The organism is Gluconobacter sp. ESL1110, assembly GCF_058107395.1.
Genome location: NZ_JBYLUK010000007.1, coordinates 541057 through 564534, shown reverse-complemented (window position 1 = coordinate 564534; position 23478 = coordinate 541057). Strand labels below are relative to the sequence as shown.

Below are 23478 nucleotides of genomic sequence, written 5' to 3'. Positions count from 1 at the left end.
TTCTCGAAAGGTCTCATCTGTCTCATAACTGACAGGATCCAGGCTCAGACCTATCGTACAACCAGTGTGGTTACAATCGACGATAGACAAATTCAGTAGTTGCGCCTGCATGTGTAACCGCTTCTTCAATTCTGTTATGGAATGGAGAGCGGCTACAGACCGGATCCATATTCGCCGCATTTCCTGTCAGGGCCAATGCCTGACAACGACATCCACCCCAGTCGATCTCCCGGCGATCACAGGCGCGACAGGCTTCCGGCATCCAGTCCGTTCCCCGGAACATGTTGAACAGGCGGGAATTATTCCAGATGTCGGCCAAAGATTCATCCCGGACGTTCGGAAACGTCACGTTCGGGATAATTTCTGCCGCATGGCAGGGAAGAACACGGCCCGATGGAGAGATGTTCACGAATCTTTGTCCCCATCCCCCCATACAGGGCTTGGGTCTGTCTGCATGATAATCAGGCGTTACATAATCGATGGCCAAGCCGCCTTTGGCACGCTCTGCTTCAACGGCGCTGGTCGATTCTTCAAGTTGTTCCCGACTTGGTAGAAGAGCATCCCGGTTCTTCAGTCCCCACCCGTAATACTGGGTATGAGCGATCTCCACACGGCCGGCTTTCAGTTCGCGGGCAAGTTCGAACATCTGCGGAATCCGCGCAACATTTTCCCTATGAACAACGAAATTCAGCGTCATAGGAATACCGGATGTCTGAATCAGCCGAGCAGCCTTCAGCTTGCGTTCCTGCGCACCTTTCAGGCCCCCAATGCGCTCGGCCCCCTCTTCCGTGACATCCTGAAATGAGAGCTGGATATGATCCAACCCGGCCTTATCCAGAGCCTCCAGCTTGCTCGCGTCTAGAAGAACACCAGACGTGATAAGATTGGTGTAAAGATTTAGCTTCCGCGCCAGCGCGACCAGCTCGACCAGATCCGGTCGCGCCATAGGTTCGCCGCCAGAGAAATGGACCTGTAGAACGCCCATCTCCGCAGCCTGCTCCAACACTCGACGCCAACCAGCCGTATCCAACTCCGCCGCCTTCCGCTCCAGATCCAATGGATTAGAACAATAAGGACAGGCAAGCGGGCAGCGGTGAGTCAGTTCAGCCAGAAGGCTCATCGGTGGCTGGGGCAGGGTCATGCGCGAAGAACGCCCTTTTCCGTCAGATCAGAAAGAAGCGCGAGAACATCCGTTGAGATGACCTCACGTGGGGCAGAGAACTGTTCTGTCAGTTTCCCGATAATGGTACCGACAGTCTGCTCTCCATCCACAAGACCCAGGATATGTGGGGCGGCACCTTCAATAATGAAAGCCTTTTCGGGAGCCTGAACGAGCCAGAGATCCCGGACGCGATCATGTTGCAGACGATGACCACGCGCGAAGGACAGGACGGTATCTTCCGTCACACTCATGGGACGAAAGAACCCGGTGGAATATGCCCCTCCACATACGCGTAATCCAGCGCATCAAGCATGGACCATAGAACGGAGCACTTGAACTCCAGAGCACCCAGAACTTCGCGCTGTTGTTCCGGCGTACGGGCATTCTCACGCACATAAGCCAGTGCAAAATCGGAATCCCGAGGCGCCTGTGTAAGACGCGGCGTGAAATAGGCGAGCGTTTCTTCGGAAATGAAGTCGTAGTGACGCAGCATCCCCGAGACACGTTCGCTGATGATCGTCGGGGAAAACAACTCGGTCAGGGACGAAGCAATTGCGGCCAGGATGGACTTGTCCCGCACGAAATTCACATACGCATCCACAGCGAAGCGCGTTGCTGGAAGCAAGCCGTCCGTGCTCTCCACATAGTCCCGATCAAGGCCCAGACCGTCCGTCAGTACGAGCCAGCGCGCGACACCACCCGTTCCCGGCTCTGTGCCATCATGATCCTCGATACGGCGACGCCATTCGCGGCGCAGCTCGGCGGTCGGCAGGCGAGCAAGGAGCGTGGCGTCCTTGGCCGGGATCTTTGCCTGATAATAGTAGCGGTTCAGTGCCCAGGCCTGCACCTGCTGCTTCGTCAGCAGACCGTCATGCAGTTTGCGATGGAACGGATGACGGTTGTGGTAGCGCTCAGCCCCGATCTGGCGGAGGCGGGCTTCGAGCTGGTCAGGGGTCAGGAGTGTCATGGTGTTTCCAGTCTGAAAGTCATGCCGTCTTCGGACACGGTCCACCCCGCGTTCTCGACGTCTTTGCGTTCCGGACTGTCTTCCATCAGAACCGGGTTTGAGTTGTTGATGTGAATCAATACTTTACGCGGTTTTGAACAGGACGCGAAGCACTCTACAGGGCCTCCACTGTCCCGAACTGAAACATGCCCCATCCGCTGACCTGTTTTCGGGCTCAGGCCAGCACGGATCATTTCATCGTCGCGCCAGAGTGTTCCATCGAAAAATAGCAGATCTGCCTGGGAAGCACGTTCGATAATTTCTGGTGTGATGTGGGCACAGCCGGGAATGAACAGAACCGTCTGCATTCCATCTGTGATCGAAACACCCAGAGTTTCATCAGGCCGCGACCCTTCTGCCTCAGCGTAAAGGGGAGCCTTCCCAGGGACTGCGAAGGCCGTCAGCGTCAGGCCAGACGGAGTGCCATCTTTCAGGTTGAGTGCTGTCGGTGCGTCCAGCTTGAGAGTCACACGCGGGACAATCGCAGGATCAAGCGCGCCGAAAATAGGATTGGCAGCCAGTTGGTCCAGTGTGGACTCGCTGCCCATCAGCGTGAAAGGCTCACGCTCACGTAGAGTCAGGAGGCCTGTGATGGCGTCGATTTCACCGCAGGTCAGGATGACACTCTGGATCGGCGTGCCACGAAGACTGCCCTGATGATGAAGGGCTGGTGTCTCGATGATCTGCTGCCGCAGGTCGGGAGAAGCATTGAGAACAAACCAGTGTTCTCCATCGGCACTCACGGCAATGGAGGCCTGAGTGCGAGGGCGTGCGCCCTGTCGCGTGCGGGCGGCAACACATCCCGGCGCTGCGGAGTTCCATTGGGGGAATCCACCGCCGGCCGCGGAGCCGAGCACGATGACATCAATCATTTTTCAGAAAACCGTCTGGTAGGCGTCAACAGAAAAACGGCCGCCCCTGTGGGAGGCGGCCGCCATTTCCCCGAAAAGGGAAAGATGATTACTTCTTCTCGCCGCAGACGTACGAGTTGATTTCTGCGCCCAGCGGAATTTCGGTAACTTTCGGCGTGTTCCAAGCCATGGCTGTTCTCCTAGCTCCAGGTTCGCCAACGGAGCAGGCCCCCGTCAGCTCTGATCATTATTTAGTGACCTCTTCCCACTGGAGTTCAAGAGGGTTTTTGGGCAGAACACGCAACTGTGTCCTCTGTCAGGTCTTCTCACCTGAACATCATCTCCTCCGATTCAGGCACCAAACATGTCCGGCCGTTCGACTGAGCCTTCCGCACTTCCCAGCCAGAAAGGCTCTCTTCCGCCGGAAGATGACGCCCCTTGTCCTCTTTCGGACTTTGTTAAAGAAGACGAGGATCTGCCGGACCCCACGCTGGATCGTGACATATTGCGTCAACATCTGAACGTCCGGGATATCTGTGTTCTGATCCTGACGATTCTGGCCGTTTTCTATTCTTTATATTTCACAGCGCCCATTCTTCTGCCTTTCGTCTTCGCACTGGTGGTCAATCTCATGATGATTGCCCCAATGCGTTTCCTTCGACAGAAGCTCCACCTCCCCAAGCATCTGGCTGCGTTGCTTCTGATCGTCGCCATGTTTGGTGTGGTGGGTGGTATTGCCACGACGATCTCCGTTCCTGCAGCTGGCTGGATCTCCCGTGCTCCACAGACCCTTCCGGCACTTCAGAGCAAACTAGCCGTTCTGCGTGGCCCTATTGAAATGATGCAGCGAGACTATCAACGACTGTCCGGAGTGTTTGGCGGGTACCGCCCTTCAGGCTCTCATGCCGTCACGGCCCCTATTGGCGGAGAGACAGCGTTGAGCAAGTTGGGCACCTCTGTTCTTGCCGGCACACGGGAAGTCGCCGGAGGATTTTTCTCCATGCTGCTGATGCTGTTCTTCCTCATGACAGAAGGAGATACACTGCTCCGGCGTATCGTGGAAATCATGCCGACTTTTCGGAAGAAGCGCCGGCTGGTTCAGATCACAACCCAGATTGAGCGCAACGTATCTCTTTATTTGGCGACCATCACCATGATGAATTTCCTGGTGGGTCTGGCGAACATGATCCAGTGCTGGGCGACGGGAATGCCCAACCCTCTGCTCTGGGGTGTTTTGGCTTTTCTATTGAATTATATCCCCATCATCGGCCCGCTTACGGGTGTTGTGGTATATTTTTTCGTAGGGCTCTTTACCTTTCCATCCCTGCTTTATGCACTAGTTCCCCCATCCATCTACCTGCTGATCCATGTGTTGGAAGGCGAAACGATTACGCCGATGCTGCTGGCTCGGCGTTTTACGCTCAACCCCGTTTTTGTTATGGGATCACTGCTCTTCTGGGACTGGATGTGGGGAATTTCTGGCGCGTTCCTGTCCGTTCCAATGCTCGCGGTCTTCAAGATTGTCTGTGATCATATCGAAGTCCTCGCCCCGCTTGGACATATTCTGGGCGGCTCCCGCAGACGGTCACTCAGCAGCGCCATCACGGCACAACTTCAGTCCGAACCCTAAGAAGGTTGATTTGAGGAACATCTGGTCAGACAGGGGGTTTTCGGGGTAGAGGCTGCGGCATTGTCCGGCACAGGAACCATCTCAAGGAGACCTCCATGACCAAACAGTCCCGACGCGGCGTCTGTCTGGTGATCTCAGCCCCCTCCGGTGCGGGTAAATCCACGATCGCCAATGCCCTGCGTGCGTCAGAACCCAGCCTCAAGCATTCTGTCTCTGTGACGACGCGGAGCCCTCGCCCCGGTGAAGTAGAGGGCATTCACTATCACTTCCGGGATATCGAAGCCTTTCGTGCGATGGCTGAGGGCGGCGACCTTCTCGAATGGGCAGAAGTCTTCGGCCGTGGGTACGGCACTCCTCGATCCCCCGTAGAGGAAGCCCTGGATGCTGGTTATGACATGGTGTTCGACATCGACTGGCAAGGACATAGGCAATTGCGTGCTGCGCTTCCGGAAGATGTTGTAAGCTTGTTCGTTTTGCCTCCCTCTCTGGAAGAACTCGAACGTCGCCTTCACAAGCGCGCCTCTGACGACCCTTCTGAAATCGAAAAGCGCATGAACGCTGCACTCAATGAAATCTCGCATTGGGCAGAGTTCGATCATACGATTGTCAACTCCGATCTCGATACCGCCATCTCTCAGGCGCGGTCCGTTCTAACAGCGGCACGGCTCACCACGCGACGTCAACGGAACCTTGTGAATGTTGTAGCGGGATTTAATCCTTCGCGCTGATTGGTCCTATCTTCACATAGAGTGCCTGCAAGGCTGCCCTCAGATAACGGCAGCCTTTTTATGACCTACCCACAAAACGACAAAACATTACGAAATAACAATTATCATAGTATATCGTAACGATTTCATTATGAATTACCGGGACAGCATCAGCTGCATCAAATTCCGTTCCGGGAGTCGCCAGTATGTCATCAAGACGTCTCTTTTTTCTTACAACAACATCCCTACTGGCATCTTCCGTAGAATCACAAGCTCTCGCAGCAACAGATCCTACCGTTGTTCAGGCGCCTCCTTATCGAGCAGCCAGCCATACCAACAGGATGCTGTCCAGGGAAAAGCAACAGATTGTTCATTCCCAGGCAACGCAGGCTGGCAACAACGAAACCATGATCGTTACGGGAACGCATGCAAGCAATAAGCATGCGCGTGAAAGCACGAGTCCGGTGACTGTCGTAACAGCCGCTACACTTCGTCGTTCAGGTCAAATGAATCTGGCTGACGCACTGACGCGAACCTACGCCTCGATCAACGTCTCTGCCAAGGGAAGCGATACGGCTGCTCTGACGTCCTCTATACGAATGCGCGGACTGAATCCGAACCAGGTTTTGATCCTGATTGATGGAAAGCGTCGTCACGTCACGGCCAATATCGTGCAGAATGCCGGACCACAGTTTGGTTCCACGCCGGTTGATCTCAATATGATCCCGGCCAACATGATCGACCACATTGAGGTTCTCGAAGACGGCGCCGCCGCAATGTATGGTTCGGACGCGATTGCTGGCGTGGTGAATATTATTACCAAAAAGCAGGACCATGGTCTGAACATGTCTGCACAGACTGGTGCCAATGCCTATAACGGTGATGGGTGGCAGTACCAGCTTAATGCAGATGGTGGCTTCAAACTTGGCCACGATGGCTTCATGCACATCAGCGGGCAGGTCTATCATACAGACCATTTCGTTGCAGGAGCAAAAGATCATCGTCTTCTGGGGTACTGGCCTGCAGGAGCCAACACGAACGGTTATTACACCGGCGTTGTGGCTAACGCGCGAGGCGTGCCCACAGACTCCAACAAAATCATGAGCACCCCGGAAGAAACCCGTGAAAATCTGGGTATTGATTTCGGAAAGCCCATTACAGAGAAAATCGATTTCTACGGGCAGGTTACATATGCCCACCGTCATGCCGAAGCCATTCAGAATTATCGCGTTCCCAGCATTGCACCAACACTTTACCCATCCGGTTTCTCGCCGCTCGAAGTCATTGACGAAGATGATTATGCAGGAGAACTTGGTCTCAAAGGGCACGATTTTTATGGCTTCGATTGGGATCTGAGCACCGTTTATGGCGCCGACCAGGACAAAATCAGCAACAAGAACACAGCCAATACCGGTATGCTGGGATCGACCTGCAATAACGGTAACGTGGCCAATTATTCCTCAAGCGGTTGCGGTTGGTCCCCAACGACTGTTCGTGCACTAAACTATCGTAACGCGCAGTGGACCAATAATCTGGACTTCCGACGCAAGATTAATATTTTCAATACGGTGCCGATGGTTCTGGCTTTTGGCGGCGAACATCGTCTGGAAATGTATGACATCGTTGCTGGTGAACCCGCATCCTATGAAGTTGGCGGAACGCAGGGTTATGCCGGTCTACGCCCCCAGAATGCAGGCTCCTGGAGCCGTAACATCTGGGCCGCATATATCGATGGTGACTTCCATCCGCTGAAGCACTGGGATCTCGATTTCGCAGGGCGTTTTGAGCACTACACAGATGTTGGCAATGCCCAGAACGGCAAGGTCTCAACACGTTATGATGCGACACCGTGGCTGGCATTCCGTGGTACGATCAGCACCGGCTTCCGTGCTCCAACACTTGCGGAACAGCACTACAGCACCATGAGCGTTAGCCCGACCAGCGCCAGTGGTCTGCTTCCCGTCAGTTCTGCTGCTGCCCGCATTCTTGGCGCCAGCCCACTCAAGCCGGAATATTCTGTCAGTTCCAGCGGTGGTGTTGTAGTGGAACCTGTGAAAGGCTTCCATGTGGAAGCGGACGTCTACCAGATCAATCTGCGTAATCGTATTTCACAGGGTGGTACGACCAAGGGTCAAGCGGCCGTCGATGCCATTCAGGCTATGGGTTATGCTCTACCTGTGAATTCGTTTGATATAAGCAATGTTTCTGCTTATTATTTCGCAAACGTAGCAAGCACGCGAACGCAAGGTCTCGATATCAAAGCAGATTATACGTTCCATCTGCACCGTTATGGCAATCTTGCACTAAGCATGGCGCTAGACCTGAACCGTACCCGCATGCATCATATCGCAAGTGATACGAATGGCAGCCCACTGCTTAATGCACAGACGATCGGCTACCTTACAACAGGCTATCCGCGCAGCAAGATTATCCTCAACGCTTATTATACTATTGGAAAATGGGATCTGAATGTTCGTCAGACCCGTTACGGTGAAACAACATCCATGATGACGTATCAAGACTGGACGCCAGCTTCCGCAACGTGCCCCGCATCCGGTGGAGCGCTCCGCTACTCCAACACCTGCTTCGCTCAGTTCAAGAATACCCCTCGCTGGCTGACAGACCTTGAAGTCGGTTATCGCTTTAACGAACATTGGCATGTCGCTGTTGGTGGCAACAACGTCTTCAACATTCGTCCGCGCAAGCTGCCTGAAGAGCTAAGCTCCTACGGTGCTGCTGTCTATGACTCCAACTCGGCACAGGTGCCGATCAACGGCGGTTACTACTACGGTCGTATCAACGCGACATTCTAATGCCCAACAGGACCGGTGAGGAAAATATCCTCACCGGTTTTTTCTTATTTGGTCGTATAGCCACCGTTGACGAGAATGGTCTGACCCGTCATCCACCATCCATCAGACACAAGCATTCGCACAAACGGCACAACATCCTCAATATCCGTCAGACCCGTTTTACTCAGTGCGGATAAAGCCGCCGCTGTCTTGTGGTATGCCACGGCATCCGCACCTTCCTGTCCATAAAAGAAGGGCGTATCCATTGGTCCAGGGCCAATGGCATTTACGGAAATACCACGCGCTCCATATTCCTTGGACGCCGCACGGGTGAAATGCTCCACCGCTGCCTTGCTGCCTGCATAAGTGGAATAGAATGGCGTGTAGGCTCCCAGAAGGGATGTGACGAGCGTTAGAAGCTTACCGTTGTCTTTGAGATGCAAACCGGCTTCCTTGATAAAAAAGAATGCCGACTTCGTATTCACATCGAACATCTCGTCAAATTCATCTTCAGACGTCTCGGCGATCGGTTTCTTCAGAACCTTTCCGACGGTATTGATGGCAATATCCGGCTGGCCAATCGCCGCCACAGTCTCTCTGAACAGGTCTGCGTTTCCGGCTGCTGTTCTCAGATCTTTCTGAAAGGCTACGGCCTCGGCGCCAGCCTGCCTGAGTGCGGCAAGGGTTTCATCCGCAGCGCCCTTTGTTTCTGCGCTATTATAGTGAATGGCAATGGCACGCACACCTTGAGCCGCAAGGTCCCGGGCAATAAGCCCACCAAGATTCTTGGCACCACCGGCGATAAGAGCCGTTTTTCCCTTCAGCGTATGATCTGCCATGATTGGGTCTCCATCTTTCGCAATTAAGGCCCACAGGCTACCGTCCTGCGAAACAGGACCAAGACCCTATTCCTGATCACACCTGTCAGGAATTTCGAACAAACCTTCCCCAATATGACGAGGTTCTCTTGGATCGGATCGACCTTTTCCGCATTTTCATCAGAGTGGTTGAAACATCCAGTTTTACACGGGCCGCTGACATGTTGAACATGCCTCGATCCACTGTGTCCACAGCCATCCGGGATCTGGAAATCCGGACACGAACCCGGCTTCTGGCCAGAACCACCCGCGCTGTTTCTCCCACGCAGGATGGCAAAAAACTCTATGAGCACTGTCTGCGCCTTGTCGCAGATGTGGAAGACATCGATACTTTGTTTCGAAAAAAAACCGATGGGCTTTCAGGTGTTCTACGCGTCAATCTTCCAGGCCGGATCGGACGGTTGATCGTTACGCCGGCACTGCCAGACTTTTTGTCCTGTCACCCCGACCTCTCCATCGAACTGGGCATGACGGACCGTGCCGTCAATCTCGTAAAGGAGCAGACAGACTGCGTCCTGAGGGTCGGACCACTTCAGGACTCAGAACTTATCAGTCGCAGGATAGGCGAACTCACCCTTCTGAATGTCGCAAGCCCCGCTTATCTGGAACAGTCTGGCACCCCGGAGCACCCGGATGACCTGACCCGGCATCATGTTATCCGCTACGCATCTCCTGTGACTGGCCGTGTAGAACCCTGGGAATGGATGGAGAATGGCGTAAATAAATCTGCCCTTCCTCCAGCCCGCATCACGGTTGATAACGCGGAAGCCCTGATTGCAGGTTGCCTTGCAGGGATGGGATTAATCCAGGTTCCCGCCTATGACGTGCAAGAGCATCTTCGAAACGGAGAGCTTGTGAGCGTCATGCCAGAATGGTGCGCAGAGCCCTTGCCGATGTCCATTCTCTATCCGCATAAGCATCATACCACGGACAGAGTTACAACGTTCGTGGAGTGGCTGGAGCGCCTCCTCAAACGTCATATACTCCCAGGCTGACGTTACTCTGTGGTCGTGTCACGATCCGTTTGCGCTGCTGCCTGAACAGCCGCTGCGAAAGCCGTGGCATTTCCCATCGCATCCGCCATCGTCGTCGGCATCAGGATGGTCGTCCCGCGGTTCTTGTTCATTTCAAAAACGCGATTGATCTGAAGAATCTGCAGCGCAATTGGTGAAGCTTCATACGTCTTGGCCGCAGCGGCCAGTTCCACAGCCACCTGCCGTTCCGCACTTGCCAGCGTCACCCGGGCGGCACGCTCACGTTCGGCCTGTGCCTGTCGACTCATGGCGTCCTGCAGATTGTCTGGCAACTGAACATCGCGGATTTCCACGGCCTGAACCGTAACGCCCCATTCCCGGGTCTTAACCTCAATCAGGTATCGCAATTCATCATCAATGCGTCTGCGGTCTTCCAGCAGAACGGCCAGATCCGAACTGCTGACCACTTCGCGCAGGGTCGTCAGCGCCACCATGGAAACAGAGCCTTCGTAGTCATCCAGTTCTGTAATAGCCCGCAACGGATCATGCACCATCCAGAATACGACCGCATCCACATCCACGGGTGTTGTATCGCGCGTCAAAGTCTGACGTGTGTGGACAGGCACTGTTCGGATACGCTGGTCGACCACTTCACTGATCTGATCAACAAACGGAATAATCAGAAACAGACCCGGCCCACGCAGTCCCTGGATCTTGCCTGCACGAAGAACCAGCGCCCGTTGCCAGGAATTGCACATCTTCAGAGACAGAAGAACAAACGCCCCGACAATCGCGCCAACAATGACAAATCCGATCTGGCGGGTCGCAATCTGAAGACCCACCCCGATTAGAAAACACAGGATCGCCAGTGCTGCTGCCAGCCCATTGAAGGGCAACCCACGACCTCTCCGGGATGAGGACGACGGAAATGTTGGATACTGAATCATGACTGTCCCTTTCCGGGGCCCGACACTGGCGCAATAGAAGATGAAGACTCCAGAAGTGTCTTCATCGCCTGAAGAACATAGTCTGGCTCAAGCCCCAGAGCATGGCTTCGGGCAATCGTTGAAGCTGCGAGATCCATGACCTCGCGCTCCCTCAGACCTGGATCTGGCTGGGGCGGATGGATGCTAACAAAACTGCCACGCGCCCGGAATGTCTCGATGGCTCCAAGTCGCTCTAGTTCCGCGTAAGCACGCTGAACCGTATTGAGATCGACCTGAAGATGGACAGAGAGCGCCCGCATTGTCGGCAACTGGTCTCCGGGTTTGAGCAGCCCGGACCCGATGGCCGTCAGAATACGCTCCCGCATCTGAACACGAAGCGGCAAACCTCCGGTCATCAGAAGCGGCGTGGGAAACAGTAGTGTCTCTATGTTTGCAGACATACATACAAGATAGTCATCATAGCAATCTTTCCGTCAAGAAATTTTGGAAGACCGCCGCTTCGTGATATGCGCTGCTGTTCTCTTTTCATTGGCTGCGGACAGCAAGGACAGACGCCTCATGACAGCGCCTCAGACCGGAACGGACACTTCAGACCGGAGCGGCTCTCCGCTGATCCTCGCCCTCCCGAAAGGGCGGATTCTTAAGGCGTTAGCCCCTGTTCTGAAACGAACCGGTATCGAGCCGGATGCGGATTGCCTTGAAGAAAGCAGCCGCCGCCTGCGGTTCGGGACATCCTACCCCAATCTGGATGTCGTCCGCGTCCGCTCTTTCGACGTGGCGACCTTCGTGGCTTATGGCGGCGCGCACATTGGCGTCTGTGGGGCTGATGTTCTCATGGAATTCGATTATCCAGACATCTATGCGCCCCTGGATCTCGGGATCGGCGGCTGCCGTATCTCCGTCGCACGCCCCAAAACTGTGATCGAAGATCCGGCCGCCTCTCAGTCCCGCCTGCGTGTCGCAACAAAATATCCGACCATTGCCCGCCGTCACTTCGCCTCCCGCGCCATCAATGCAGAAATTGTACATCTGAACGGTGCCATGGAACTTGCACCGACCCTTGATCTGGCCAGTGTCATCGTGGATCTCGTGGATACCGGTTCCACCCTCCGCGCCAATGGTCTGATGGAGACAGAGACCATCGCACACGTCACAAGCCGTCTGATCGTCAACCGCGTGGCTCTCAAGACACGGCCCGAGGAAATTGGCCTTCTGATCGAACGGTTCCGTGCCGCCCTGAGCGAAGAAGCAGCAGCGAAATGAAGCGCCTCAATACCCTCAACGCCGGTTTCGAAAACGATTTTGCCAGTCTGATGGCTGATCGCAGCAGTGAGGAACGGAGCGTCGCCGAGCCGGTCCGTGCCATTCTGACGGATGTCCGTGCCCGTGGGGACGAAGCGCTGTGTGACTATACAGCCCGTTTTGATCGTCTGACGCTTCCGGCTGACAAACTACGGATCAGCGCGGAAGAGATTGCCCGCGAGGCAGACCGTGTGCCTGCGGATCTGATGGAAGCTCTCAAAACGGCCGCCCGCCGCATCGAAGCCTTCCATGCGGCCCAAATACCAAAAGATCTGGATTTCACGGATGACGAGGGCATTCGTCTTGGCATGCGCTGGACCTCCCTGGATGCTGTCGGCCTCTATGTTCCTGGTGGCAAGGCGGCCTATCCGTCCTCCGTTCTGATGAATGCGCTACCCGCTCGTGTTGCAGGTGTGCAGCGCGTGGCCATGTGCGTTCCCTCGCCCGATGGTGTGCTGAATCCACTGGTTCTGGCCGCCGCCCGTCTGTGTGGTGTTGAAGAAATCTATCGCATTGGCGGCGCTCAGGCTGTGGGCGCCATGGCTTATGGCACTGAGCGTATTGCTCCAGTTGATCGTATCGTCGGACCAGGCAACGCCTTCGTGGCCGAAGCCAAGCGTCAGGTCTTCGGCCACGTTGGCATAGACAGCATCGCCGGGCCGTCGGAAGTCGTCGTCGTGGCGGACGGCAACAACGACCCGCGTCTGGCCGCAATCGACCTGCTGGCACAGGCCGAACATGACGAGCAGGCCCAGGCTATCCTCATTACGACCGATGCCGCTTTCGGGGACGCCGTGAGTCAGGCCGTTTTGACGGAACTTCAGACACTCCCCCGCACAGCCATCGCAGCAAAAAGCTGGGCTGACCACGGCGCCGTCATTGTCGTGAAGGATCTGAACGAAGCAGCACGTATCGTAAACCAGTTGGCCCCTGAACATCTGGAAATCCTGCTGGATGAGCCCCGCGCCTTTAGTGCAAAAGTGCGACACGCAGGAGCCATCTTCATGGGACGGTATTGCCCGGAAGCCGTAGGCGACTATGTCGGTGGTCCCAATCACGTTCTGCCCACAAGCCGTACAGCCCGCTTTGCATCCGGCCTGTCCGTCTTTGACTTCATCAAGCGTACGACAACCATCGAAGCCGATGAATCTGGCCTGAAAAAGATCGGCCCAGCCGGCGTGGCACTGGCACAGGCCGAGGGTCTGGACGCACACGCCCTGAGCCTCAGTCTGCGTCTGGATCAGCTTGGGATCTAACACGTCTGCTCGTCGTTCTACCGCGACGGGCAGATCTTCATCCCACTCACTTCCTGACAACGACGCCCCTGTGCAGGCTGAAATCCCCCTACATAGACCTCAAGTGTCCCAGGCTGTTGCTCGGTAGTCGGCATTTCATGATCGCATAACAATCCTTTAGGCGTGCGAGACAAGTAAAATGTGTTGATCGGCCTACCTTGTTCAGCAGACAGGCGAAAAACGGTCATGATCCTATCCGCATCGGGCCCATAAAGGTCCAGTCCACAACCTGATACGGGATAAACAGCCACCTGACGCGAGGATGTGATCAGCCCAGTCAGAACCAGTGTATCAGGCGTAATGGGAAAATCTGCATTCCAAAGATCATGCGCCTGCGCCCTTAAGGAACGCGTATCCAAAAACTGTAACAATGCGCAGAGAACCAACACCGCGCTCCCGACAGGCCTTGAGAAAGCACGGGATGAACGGATAGCCGCAATCAAGAGCCCGTAACCTACTGGCCAGAAACACCGCCCACTCGATCGAAAAACATCTGCAAGCGGCGGCAACAGGGAAATATGCCAAAGCTTGTAAGATCCTGCATATCCGGTGTTGGAAATTGCATAGAGCGTCATAAGACTCAGAAAGAACGATAATCCAGCATGTCGCTTTGCAGCGTTCAGTAATATCCGCCTGCAAAACACAAGATCGCAGATCAGAAGAGCAAGCAGCCCCCCTCCAAGATAAACATATCCTTCAAAGGACTGGGTCTGCAGACCGTAATGCAGCCTAGGAAAATGCTTTAGCAAATCCGATTGCATCGGCCAGACCGGTGACAGGAGGTTCATGGAAAACAATCCATACCCCCCAGCGCCATGGGCATAGCGAAAATATCCCAACATTTTACTCATGACTAAAATAAGGGCTGCGCTTCCCGCGCAGGTGCATGCAACAGCACGCCATTCCTTCCGCCGCATCCACAGCAGCGTTAAAAACGAGGATGCAATAGTTCCAAAGGCCAGCAACATCAAAATGGGATGAATGAGCAGACAAATCCCAAGAAAAAACGGTGTTAAAACCAGAGCCCATGTTCTGCCTTGCACAAGCGAAAAATAGAGCGCGAAAGCCAGAAGAAGCAGGAACTGGCCCATCAGGCTAAGGTGAATGATACGGCCTAGAAAAAATGGTATACAGAGCGCCATGGCAGCACCGGCAATCAAGGCGAGGACTCGACGTTCTCCGGCAGCCGCAAGAGCTAAAACAGCTGATACAGCCTGCATAACAAAACAGAATATCAACCAGAACCTGTAAGGTACAAAACCTACAGGAAGCAGTACAATGAAAGGTTTGAACAACAGAAGCAGCAAAGGCGTGCTGTCTGTCATCGCCACGCTTGCTCCCTTCGGAGCAAAAAGAAATTTCGTGTCCAGCAAGGGCCAGTGCCAAACATCATTCAGAAAATAACGTTGCCCAGCCACAGCCTGGATTCCATCCTGAAATACCGGAAAGCGGCTCAGACTCTCCAGCGAAACCAAATGAATTCCTTCGGCTCCCCCCAGGAAAAGGGCGACAATAATGGTCCAAACCAGTGAAGGCACTCTGTTACGAAACGGTTTCATGCTTTCCTTCGCCAGGCGGGACTAATCCGTAGATGATTGCGCTGCCCCAGCCTTCACGACAAGAGACTCCCAGTCAGCAGCCAATCCTGCGGAAGTACGTTAACAAAACGCATCCTTGAACGAAGAGAACCGATCTTTTCCTGCAAAAATGCCCCAAAAGCTGCGTCAAGCTTGACGTTTGGCCCGACAGTCCGCACATAGCGGAACTGGATTTTCAGGCTCCCATCGGCGCCACTGCCTCGCGCAGACCTCTACCCTGTCTCTGTACCAAGGATTCTCATGTCAAAAGAAGACCTCATCGAGTTCACCGGCACCGTCATGGAACTGCTGCCAAACGCCATGTTCCGCGTCACGCTCGACAACGAGCACACAATTCTCGCTCATACGAGCGGCAAGATGCGCAAGAACCGTATCCGCGTTCTGGCTGGTGACCGCGTGAATGTTGAAATGACGCCATACGATCTCTCCAAGGGCCGGATCACCTTCCGCTTCAAGTAAGAGACTGCGGCGCATGGCCCCCTCCCAGCCTTCACTGTCGGACTCTGACAGTCTGAAGCGCCCGGCGCTTGTTCTGGCTTCGGCCTCTCCCCGCCGTCTCGCCCTTCTGGGTCAGATCGGCATCGTGCCAGATGACGTCGTCAGCACGGACGTGGATGAAGAACCCCGCCCAGGTGAACTGCCCCGTGCGCTGGCGCAGCGTCTGGCCCGTGCGAAGGCGGACTACGCAGCATCACAGCGGCAGGATGCCGCTCTGGTCATTGGCGCTGATACGGTTGTGGCTGTAGGTCGGCGGATTCTTCCCAAGGTGGAAGACGAAAAGACAGCCCGCGCCTGTCTCCGCCTCCTGTCTGGCCGGAACCACAAGGTTTTGACGGCTGTTACCCTTCGCCCGACCGCGGGTTGGGTGGACGGCGTGGCCAACGAGCGTCTGGTGGAAACGTCCGTTACGTTCCATCGCCTGACAGACACTCAGATTGATGCCCTGATCGCTAATGGTGACTGGCAAGGCAAAGCTGGCGGTTACGCGATTCAGGGTGCGGCGGCTGCGCATATCCGACAGATTGGCGGAAGCTACTCCGCCGTGGTCGGGCTTCCGCTGTTTGAAACGGCACAGCTTCTCCGCGGGCAGCCCCGTCGTCAGGGTGGGTGGATCGCGTGATTGAAATCCGCGCCGCCTGTTCCCCGGGCGAGGTACGGATTGCTGTCACGGACCAAGATACGCTTCTCGATATCGGGCTCTGGCGCCCAGGGCGCCCCGATGGTCTCGACGACTGGCATATCGCACGCGTTCAGACGGTAGCTCCGGCTCTGGGTGGGGCTTTCGTCACGCTCCATGACGGAGAAAGCGGCTTTCTTTCCTGTCGCGATACGCTGGTACAGGGACAATCTGTCTCCGTCCGTGTCAGTCGCTCTGCGCAAAACGGGAAAGGCCTGCGTTTTCGCAAGGTAGAAGAGCCTCTTCAGGACAGCAGCGATACACCACGGCTCATCGTCCGGGGACCTACACCTCTTGAAGAACTAGCCGACCGGTATCCCGATGCGTCACTTCATATTGATGACCCCGGCATCGCAGCACGACTGCCTGTGCGACTGCGCCCAAGACTCCAGCGATGCCAGCGAGTCTTTGACAGCACCTTAGAGAGCGAATTCGAGGAACTGCGGTCTGAAACGGCTGATCTGGGCCTGCTAACCGCTAGCTTCTTTCCCACTCCCGCGCTTATTGCGATTGATCTCGATAGTAACGCCAACCCCGACTTCAAAGGGAATGTCGCCAGCTTTCCTGCATTAAGCCAGCAGATCCGTCTCAGAAATCTCTCCGGCACGCTGCTCATCGACCCCGCAGGCGTCAAGACGCGCAAAAGACCTGCGCTGGTCAGCTTCCTTCGCGACGCCATGGCGCTGGACCCGCTCAAGCCTCAGGTTCTGGGCGCAACACCGTCGGGCCTGCTGGAAGTCACCCGCCCACGCAAACGTCCCCCCTTGCATGAACTGCTGTTCTCCCCACATGGCAGGGCGCTGGCAGCGTTACGCACCATTCTGCGGGAAGAGCGGAAAGGCCGCTTTCTGACGGCATCTATCCCCCTCATCCGGGCACTGGAAAGTGACCCGGATGCCCTGAACGATTTCATATCCCGCCGCGCCGCTCCAATAGAGCTGGTTCTGAACCCGAACGCGGCGCCTGAAAGCTGGAGCCTGTCATGAGTGCAACCTGCCCCATCTGTCATCGCCCCACGGAACCCGCCTTCCGGCCGTTCTGCTCCCGCCACTGCGCAGACGTAGATCTGGGCCGCTGGTTCAGTGGAAATTACCGCGTTCCCTCTTTCAGACAGGACAATGAGGAAGAGCTGGACAATAATCCCGAATCGAAGGGTTGATCCCGAACGAATCATGAGCTACACCCCGTTTCCGCAGCGGGTGTTTCACCTTAAGCCCGGTGCCCAAGTAGCTCAGTTGGTAGAGCATGCGACTGAAAATCGCAGTGTCACTGGTTCGATCCCGGTCTTGGGCACCATTTATCCCCTAAAATTTGGTAAAATGCTTTTTTGGGCCTGCTACCGTCTGCTCTGCGTCAGACCTTTCCTGTGCATCAAGACAGGCCATGGCTCCGCGAGATATATTACGGGAAATGCTTTGGTGCTGAAATAAAGCGTTTGCTGATGGCGGACACCAGATTCAGCCTCCGTCACACAGCTGCCCATCCAACCAATTCAATACGCCCTTTACCAGACTACTCCCGGTCCACAGGTTCAATCTGCGTTGGCAGACGTCGATCAATCCACTTGACCAGCACACGCAGAACAGTATTCGCGCCAAGGATGAATGCGGTCAGCAATGCCGCTTCTGCAATCATGTCGCAGCCTGTACAGGCTCCAATCGCCGCAGAGCACCAAAGCGTGGCTGCCGTGTTAAGGCCACGGACATTCGGACCATCCTTCATAATGACGCCCGCCCCCAGAAACCCTACCCCCGATACGACATAAGCAATCACGCGAATGGCAGAGACATCTCCGCCAATTCGCTCGGCCAGATCCACGAATGCAGCCGCCCCAATCGCAACGAGAGCATTCGTCCGCAGACCCGCCGTACGCTGCCGGAACTGTCGCTCTGCACCGATCATCGTTCCGAACACAAAAGCCGCCAGATAGCTTCCAAAAGTATCCAGGAAAGAATGAGCGTCAAATGTCTGGGTAAAATGCACGTCCCTCTCCTTTTCAAAATGCCAGAACCTTCAGCTACATCGCCGTAGACCGATCCATGGTCTTATGAAGCGGATATAGACTCAGGTTCTCAACGGCTGCACCGGCATTAATCGCCTGAAGGCTGAGTGTGTCCAGCGGGCTTGAAGGGAACACCAGCGCCGTCCCGACAGTCGGTCGGTAAAGATCATCGATCTGCGTTCTGATGACAGGCTGATTCACTACCGCAGAATGGTTCCCCGGTTCCTGATGAGAATTGCTTGATTCATCACGATGGGGTGTCAGTGCCGAGATAGGAGTCTCTTCGGCAAAACGGGAAGCACTCACGAAAGCCCCACGGTCAGAATTGAAGCCAGGGCGTCGTGGTGGCCCAATGAAAGCCTATCATTCTGATCCGTCATACCTGACAGCATACAGAACCTCACGGCATCCGACACTCTTTCACGAGAATGTCCATCATGAATGATAGAGAGACCAATTGCATGTTCATTGCGAATGCAGACATATGTTTTCCATGAAGCGTTTTGACCCTTTCCTCATGGCCCTGATCTTCGCGATTATTCTGGCCTCTGTTCTGCCCTGCCGAGGACAGATGCAGCATATCCTCCAGCAGGCAGTGACCGTCCTGATCACCCTGATGTTCTTCTTTCAGGGGGCCAAACTCCAACGTCATGCGATTGTCGAGAGCGTGCGGGACTGGCGGCTTCAGGGAACGGTGCTTCTGTGCACTTTTGCTCTTTTCCCCGTTCTGGGCGTAGGACTGCACCTGCTGTTCAAAAATATTTTCCCGGATGCCCTCTTTGGTGAAGACCTATGGTCCGGTATTCTGTTCCTCTGCTGCTTGCCTTCAACAGTTCAGTCCTCCATTGCGCTGACCTCTATCGCCCGCGGTAATGTCCCAGCAGCAATTTGTGCCGCTACAGTTTCAAATATTGCCGGTATTGCCCTGACGCCCCTCCTGACAGGCCTCGTTCTTGGCCATGGGAATGCTGGACATTCTCCGCTGGACAGCGTGCTGGACGTCGCAAAAGAACTTTTGCTCCCCTTTCTTCTGGGTCAGATCCTACAGACATGGGTGGGGCCCATTGTTCGGCGGCACAAATTTCTCATCTCCTTCACCGATCGCGGCTCTATTGTTGTTGTCGTTTACACAGCCTTCAGCTCTGCCGTGGTTGAAGGAATCTGGCATCGCGTTTCGATGACCCACCTTTTTGAAGTTGCCCTTCTGGACAGCGCACTGCTCGCACTTGTTCTGTTTCTCTCACATGCCATGGGCAAGGGCATGAAACAGTCTATTGAGAGCAGTATTACCTTGCAGTTTTGCGGTTCAAAAAAATCTTTGGCCTCGGGAGTGCCAATGGCCAGCGTTATTTTTCCGGCAGCGTCGGTAGGAATTATAGTACTACCTCTAATGATATATCATCAAATCCAACTTTTTACCTGCACACTTCTTGCGAGGCATTATAGTAGACGACCATAAAAAGAATAAAAATTCTATTTTTTGAAAAAATAATTTTATAATAAGATTATCAAAGTCGTTTCTTTTCGTCACGAGACGATCTTTGACTGCCTTGTATCTATCTTTCACTGTCATCCCATCTTCAAAAATGGGGCTTTCACACGATGCTGCTACATTCTTCGGTGATCAAGGTGCCAGTTGAAGACCAGAAAGACCCCTCCTCTATACCGGACGGCTTCCCTCAGTCTCTTCTTTGCCAACTCTTTCGTATCAGCCAGTTCAATGACATTCATGAGCGCGCTGCAGAACTCCGACTCCCTCTCCTCCTTGGAAAAAAACGCCTGAACCGAATTGAACGGATCCGAAAAGCCGGAACCCTTTTTATTCATGTTCCCAAAAATGGCGGAACTTCTCTTTGTACCCAGCTTTATGACTGCCCCATGATGCACCAGACAATCAGATATTACCGAAGGGTCACACCGGATCTGTGTCGGAATCTGCCAAGCTTCGCTATCTGGCGTGATCCGGTAGAACGCTTCGTTTCTGCCTGGGCCTTCGCCAGAAAAGGCGGCACAGAAACTGTTAAAATTCATCCGTCCGTTAACAACCTTTACAGATCGTTTCACACACTCGATGACGCCATTTCATATGTGGAAAACCAGTCCTCTCCATATGCTGTAGACCACGTCTTCCGTCCACAATCCTGGTATGTATGCGAAAAGGATGGAACCCTCGCTGTTGACACTCTTTTTCCAATGGAGAAAATCTCACAGCTCCCTGATCTGCTTCCTGTCATGAACGGGCAAACCATCCTGCATCTGAACCAGAATCCACACTCTCAGAACGTCACCGCCGAGCAGATCCGTAGAATCCGTAAAGTTTATGCACAGGATGAAGCTTTACGTCCCTGATGAGCAAGAAAGCGAAATATTCTGGTATTTCTCTGAACTGTCACAAAACATACGTGTATTGCCCTATAAATGGCCATTTGCAGCCAAGCTTGTGGCGAAATTACCATATACCCTATGTGTCATAGTATGACTCGCATCATCTAATTGATACCATTTGTAAACCGTGGTTTTCCTCTGCCGAACCACCATGTCTGGCCGAGAAAGACCCAACAGACGATGCGCCTTACACGCCTCCTCTCGACCTCTGCGCTGATTGCATTCGGTACAATGCCGGCGCTTGCGGCTCCCGCTTCGGATGTTTCTGATGTGAAACACCACAAAGCTAAGCCAAAAACGGAAATTTCTGCTCCATCCATGATGGGCAACACGGCTCCAACCGACGTGCATGAAGAGCATGTCTCTGTCAGCGGTCACCATGCATTTGACGGTGTAACCCGTCGTGCGGTCGGTGGCGGTCTGATGGAGAAGCAGGATAGCGCCAAGTCTGTTTCGGCCGTATCTCGTGACTTTATCGAGAAGCAGGTACCGGGCGCAGACCCAATGCAGCTGATCTCCCTGCTTCCGGGCGCAAACGTATCGTCCGGGGACCCGGCAGGTATGACGGGCAGCTCCATGAGTATGCGCGGTCTCGACCAGTCCCAGATCGGTTTTACACTTGAAGGTTTCCCGATCAACGACATCGGAAACTTCGCGGTCTACTCTCAGGAAATCGTGGACTCCGAAAACCTGCGGACAGTTCGCGTTGCCCAGGGTTCGGCTGACCTTGACAGCCCGCACATCAGCTCAACAGGCGGTGTGGTCGACATGTACATGATCGACCCGCAGATGAAAGCTGGCGGCCGTCTCGGCGTCAGCTATGGTTCCTACGATTACACCCGTGGCTTCCTGCGTCTCGACACGGGCAAGATTGGTAACACCAATCTGCGCGCCTACTTCTCTGGTTCTTATGCTACGGAAGGCGTCAACAACAGCGACGCGACAAACCGCAAGCTGCACGCCGAAACCAAGATCGTGAACGACTGGGGCGACGGCAACCGCGTCTCTCTCGCCATCGTTGGTAACCGCCTTTACAACTACCTGACTCCCAACGTGAACATGGCCTCTTGGGATGCCTATGGTCGCGGGATCAAGGATCGCTATGTTGCTCCGGGCAAGAATGCTGCTGGCCAGAACATTTCCAACACGGTCTGGAATTCGACCTATAATCCAAATGCTTCTGACCACGGTGCATCGTATTACAAACTGCACCAGAACCCGTTCACCAATATTTATGCCAGCGCACCTTCTACCTTCAAGCTAGCAGATCACCTTGTCCTGACAGAAACACCATATTTCTGGTACGGCGACGGTAACGGCGGCAGTGCGTACTGGACGAATATGGACAAAATCAATTACGGAAGCACATCACTTAAAGGGACCCTTGAAGGAAAAGGCGGTGGTTACCGTCTTCTTTACAATCCCTCCAACACTCAGACCTATCGTCCTGGCGCTGTCACGAAGTTGACACTGACGACGGGAAACAACCGTCTGATGGTTGGTTACTGGTTTGAGTATGCCAAACAGCTTCAGTCAGGCCCATATTCGGGTGTCGGGCAAGACGGAAATCCATGGGATGTTTGGGGGGCTGCGGCAAACGTCGTACTCTCGAACGGTCAGACCTATATGTACCGTAACACCATTACCCAGACGCGCGTTCACACCATGTTCATCGGTGACACGCTGTCTCTGCTGAACAACAAACTGACGATCGATGCCGGTTTGAAATACTCCATCGTGATGCGCAGCGGCACTAACATGCTGCCGGATACGTCAACCGGGCGGAACACCAGCAAAACCTATTATGAACCCCTGCCAACCGTTGCGATCCGTTATCAGATCAATCCTGAGAACCAGATCTTCGTTTCCGGCGCGACCAACTTCCGTATGCCGACCAATTACTCACTTTACGATGCTGGCGCTTATTATGCTGGCTCCGGATATGCAACCCACGCCAACCTAAACCAAAATCCTGAAATTTCGATTTCGGAAGAAGTAGGCTACCGTTACACCGGTAAGACGATCATGGGATCGATCACCTACTTCCATTACGACTTTACAAACCGCCTGATGTCTTCCAGCCAGTGCATGGACGACGCCTGCACCAATTACTTCTCCACCAACGTCAACGCTGGCGGCCAGACGACCAACGGCGTCGATGCTGAAATCGGTACCCGCCCGATCTTCCGTTACTTCCGCCCATATGTATCTTTTGAATATGTTGATGCCCGCCTTGGCAGCAATCTTCAGGCTGGCAGCGGCTCTGGCATTGACTATCTGCGCACCAAGGGCAAGTTCGCACCGGAAACGCCAAAGTTTCAGGTCGGCTTCAACCTTGACTACGACGACGGTCACCTCTTCGGCGGCTACAACCTGAAGTATGTATCCCGCCAGTACTCCACGTTCATGAACGACCAGTCCATTCCGGGCTATGTTCTGATGAACGCAAACATTGGTTATCGCTTCAGCAACCTCGGATTCCTTCAGGCTCCGAACGTCCGCATCAACTTCTCCAACCTGTCCGACAAGGCCTATCTCGGCTTCGTCAAGGGTATTCAGACCAACGCCAAAAGCCAGCCAGGCATTTTTGGCAAGACGATCAGTGGTTCAACGCCGACTTATGCCATTGCCGCTCCATTCGCAGCGATTGCAAGCGTCAGCGCTGGCTTCTGATCTTTCAGAAAGCAGCGAGTTCCAATCCCCATGCCAGTTCTCTGGCATGGGGATTTTTTTATGGACGGCAAGCAACCATATTACCCGCCGTTGACAGAC

24 protein-coding genes and 1 tRNA gene are annotated in these 23478 nt (G+C 54.4%); 14 read left to right on the top strand and 11 right to left on the bottom strand.

Going from position 1 to position 23478, the window contains the following annotated elements:
• Positions 1-70 precede the first annotated feature (70 nt).
• The 5 genes from pqqE to pqqA form a co-directional block, all read right to left on the bottom strand.
• Positions 71-1141: a pyrroloquinoline quinone biosynthesis protein PqqE gene (pqqE, locus tag AC3B6F_RS06695; RefSeq protein WP_489823779.1), complete on the bottom strand. Its 1071-nt coding sequence runs from the start codon at positions 1139-1141 to the stop codon at positions 71-73.
• Entirely contained in the window at positions 1138-1413 is a 276-nt protein-coding gene (pqqD, locus tag AC3B6F_RS06690; RefSeq protein ID WP_489823778.1) for a pyrroloquinoline quinone biosynthesis peptide chaperone PqqD, read from the bottom strand. Before pqqD ends, pqqE begins: the two co-directional genes overlap by 4 nt.
• Positions 1410-2129: a pyrroloquinoline-quinone synthase PqqC gene (gene pqqC / locus AC3B6F_RS06685; RefSeq protein ID WP_489823777.1), complete on the bottom strand. Its 720-nt coding sequence runs from the start codon at positions 2127-2129 to the stop codon at positions 1410-1412. The genes pqqD and pqqC overlap by 4 nt, the downstream gene beginning before the upstream one ends.
• Positions 2126-3040 (bottom strand): pyrroloquinoline quinone biosynthesis protein PqqB, encoded by a 915-nt coding sequence (gene pqqB / locus AC3B6F_RS06680; RefSeq protein ID WP_211567944.1) that lies wholly within the window; start codon positions 3038-3040, stop codon positions 2126-2128. The genes pqqC and pqqB overlap by 4 nt, the downstream gene beginning before the upstream one ends.
• Positions 3041-3128: 88 nt before the next feature.
• A complete protein-coding gene (pqqA, locus tag AC3B6F_RS06675) occupies positions 3129-3209 on the bottom strand; it encodes a pyrroloquinoline quinone precursor peptide PqqA (RefSeq protein ID WP_010502998.1) in 81 nt (26 codons plus the stop codon).
• A gap of 174 nt (positions 3210-3383) precedes the next feature.
• Here pqqA and AC3B6F_RS06670 point away from each other — a divergent pair, with 174 nt between their 5' ends.
• The 3 genes from AC3B6F_RS06670 to AC3B6F_RS06660 all read left to right on the top strand — a co-directional run bounded on the left by AC3B6F_RS06670 (position 3384) and on the right by AC3B6F_RS06660 (position 8169).
• Positions 3384-4649, top strand: coding sequence for an AI-2E family transporter (locus AC3B6F_RS06670; protein WP_489823776.1), 1266 nt, complete (start codon positions 3384-3386; stop codon positions 4647-4649).
• A 95-nt stretch (positions 4650-4744) separates the two neighbouring features.
• On the top strand, positions 4745-5377 hold the full coding sequence (gene gmk, locus AC3B6F_RS06665) for a guanylate kinase (protein WP_211567942.1): 633 nt from the start codon (positions 4745-4747) through the stop codon (positions 5375-5377).
• A 185-nt stretch (positions 5378-5562) separates the two neighbouring features.
• Positions 5563-8169, top strand: a complete 2607-nt coding sequence (locus AC3B6F_RS06660; RefSeq protein WP_489823775.1) for a TonB-dependent receptor plug domain-containing protein — start codon at positions 5563-5565, stop codon at positions 8167-8169.
• A gap of 44 nt (positions 8170-8213) precedes the next feature.
• On the opposite strand, the gene AC3B6F_RS06655 is transcribed toward AC3B6F_RS06660, so the two are convergent.
• Complete coding sequence (locus AC3B6F_RS06655) at positions 8214-8987, bottom strand: SDR family oxidoreductase (RefSeq protein WP_023944324.1); 774 nt, start codon at positions 8985-8987, stop codon at positions 8214-8216.
• Positions 8988-9115: 128 nt separating this feature from the next.
• On the opposite strand from AC3B6F_RS06655, the gene AC3B6F_RS06650 reads away from it, so the two are divergent.
• Entirely contained in the window at positions 9116-10021 is a 906-nt protein-coding gene (locus AC3B6F_RS06650) for a LysR family transcriptional regulator (RefSeq protein ID WP_489823774.1), read from the top strand.
• 2 nt (positions 10022-10023) lie between these two features.
• Here AC3B6F_RS06650 and AC3B6F_RS06645 read toward each other — a convergent pair whose 3' ends face one another.
• A complete protein-coding gene (locus AC3B6F_RS06645) occupies positions 10024-10947 on the bottom strand; it encodes a slipin family protein (protein ID WP_489823773.1) in 924 nt (307 codons plus the stop codon).
• Positions 10944-11387: a GntR family transcriptional regulator gene (locus AC3B6F_RS06640; protein WP_034880806.1), complete on the bottom strand. Its 444-nt coding sequence runs from the start codon at positions 11385-11387 to the stop codon at positions 10944-10946. Before AC3B6F_RS06640 ends, AC3B6F_RS06645 begins: the two co-directional genes overlap by 4 nt.
• A gap of 118 nt (positions 11388-11505) precedes the next feature.
• On the opposite strand from AC3B6F_RS06640, the gene hisG reads away from it, so the two are divergent.
• Both hisG and hisD read left to right on the top strand, forming a co-directional pair.
• Positions 11506-12210, top strand: coding sequence for an ATP phosphoribosyltransferase (gene hisG / locus AC3B6F_RS06635; RefSeq protein WP_023944328.1), 705 nt, complete (start codon positions 11506-11508; stop codon positions 12208-12210).
• On the top strand, positions 12207-13505 hold the full coding sequence (gene hisD, locus AC3B6F_RS06630) for a histidinol dehydrogenase (RefSeq protein ID WP_489823772.1): 1299 nt from the start codon (positions 12207-12209) through the stop codon (positions 13503-13505). Before hisG ends, hisD begins: the two co-directional genes overlap by 4 nt.
• 17 nt (positions 13506-13522) lie before the next feature.
• On the opposite strand, the gene AC3B6F_RS06625 is transcribed toward hisD, so the two are convergent.
• Positions 13523-15103 (bottom strand): DUF6311 domain-containing protein, encoded by a 1581-nt coding sequence (locus AC3B6F_RS06625; RefSeq protein WP_489823771.1) that lies wholly within the window; start codon positions 15101-15103, stop codon positions 13523-13525.
• 279 nt (positions 15104-15382) lie between these two features.
• On the opposite strand from AC3B6F_RS06625, the gene infA reads away from it, so the two are divergent.
• The 5 genes from infA (at position 15383) to AC3B6F_RS06600 (ending at position 17615) form a co-directional block, all read left to right on the top strand.
• The gene (gene infA, locus AC3B6F_RS06620; RefSeq protein ID WP_007282896.1) at positions 15383-15601 is read left to right on the top strand and encodes a translation initiation factor IF-1; all 219 of its coding nucleotides are present in this window, start codon (positions 15383-15385) and stop codon (positions 15599-15601) included.
• A 13-nt stretch (positions 15602-15614) separates the two neighbouring features.
• Positions 15615-16262 carry a Maf family protein gene (locus tag AC3B6F_RS06615; RefSeq protein ID WP_489823770.1) on the top strand — a complete coding sequence of 216 codons (648 nt, stop codon included), beginning with the start codon at positions 15615-15617 and terminating at the stop codon, positions 16260-16262.
• Positions 16259-17305 carry a ribonuclease E/G gene (locus tag AC3B6F_RS06610; RefSeq protein WP_489823769.1) on the top strand — a complete coding sequence of 349 codons (1047 nt, stop codon included), beginning with the start codon at positions 16259-16261 and terminating at the stop codon, positions 17303-17305. The genes AC3B6F_RS06615 and AC3B6F_RS06610 overlap by 4 nt, the downstream gene beginning before the upstream one ends.
• Positions 17302-17478: a DNA gyrase inhibitor YacG gene (locus AC3B6F_RS06605; RefSeq protein ID WP_023944333.1), complete on the top strand. Its 177-nt coding sequence runs from the start codon at positions 17302-17304 to the stop codon at positions 17476-17478. Before AC3B6F_RS06610 ends, AC3B6F_RS06605 begins: the two co-directional genes overlap by 4 nt.
• 61 nt (positions 17479-17539) lie before the next feature.
• Positions 17540-17615, top strand: a tRNA-Phe gene (locus AC3B6F_RS06600).
• A gap of 216 nt (positions 17616-17831) precedes the next feature.
• Here the strand turns inward: AC3B6F_RS06600 and AC3B6F_RS06595 are convergent.
• Positions 17832-18302 (bottom strand): MgtC/SapB family protein, encoded by a 471-nt coding sequence (locus AC3B6F_RS06595; RefSeq protein ID WP_023944334.1) that lies wholly within the window; start codon positions 18300-18302, stop codon positions 17832-17834.
• Between the two features lie 34 nt (positions 18303-18336).
• Entirely contained in the window at positions 18337-18627 is a 291-nt protein-coding gene (locus tag AC3B6F_RS06590) for a hypothetical protein (protein WP_489823768.1), read from the bottom strand.
• A 187-nt stretch (positions 18628-18814) separates the two neighbouring features.
• Here AC3B6F_RS06590 and AC3B6F_RS06585 point away from each other — a divergent pair, with 187 nt between their 5' ends.
• The 3 genes from AC3B6F_RS06585 to AC3B6F_RS06575 all read left to right on the top strand — a co-directional run bounded on the left by AC3B6F_RS06585 (position 18815) and on the right by AC3B6F_RS06575 (position 23379).
• The gene (locus AC3B6F_RS06585) at positions 18815-19780 is read left to right on the top strand and encodes a bile acid:sodium symporter family protein (RefSeq protein ID WP_489823767.1); all 966 of its coding nucleotides are present in this window, start codon (positions 18815-18817) and stop codon (positions 19778-19780) included.
• 143 nt (positions 19781-19923) lie between these two features.
• Complete coding sequence (locus AC3B6F_RS06580) at positions 19924-20670, top strand: sulfotransferase family 2 domain-containing protein (protein ID WP_489823766.1); 747 nt, start codon at positions 19924-19926, stop codon at positions 20668-20670.
• 216 nt (positions 20671-20886) lie between these two features.
• On the top strand, positions 20887-23379 hold the full coding sequence (locus AC3B6F_RS06575) for a TonB-dependent receptor (RefSeq protein WP_489823765.1): 2493 nt from the start codon (positions 20887-20889) through the stop codon (positions 23377-23379).
• Positions 23380-23478: the final 99 nt, after the last annotated feature.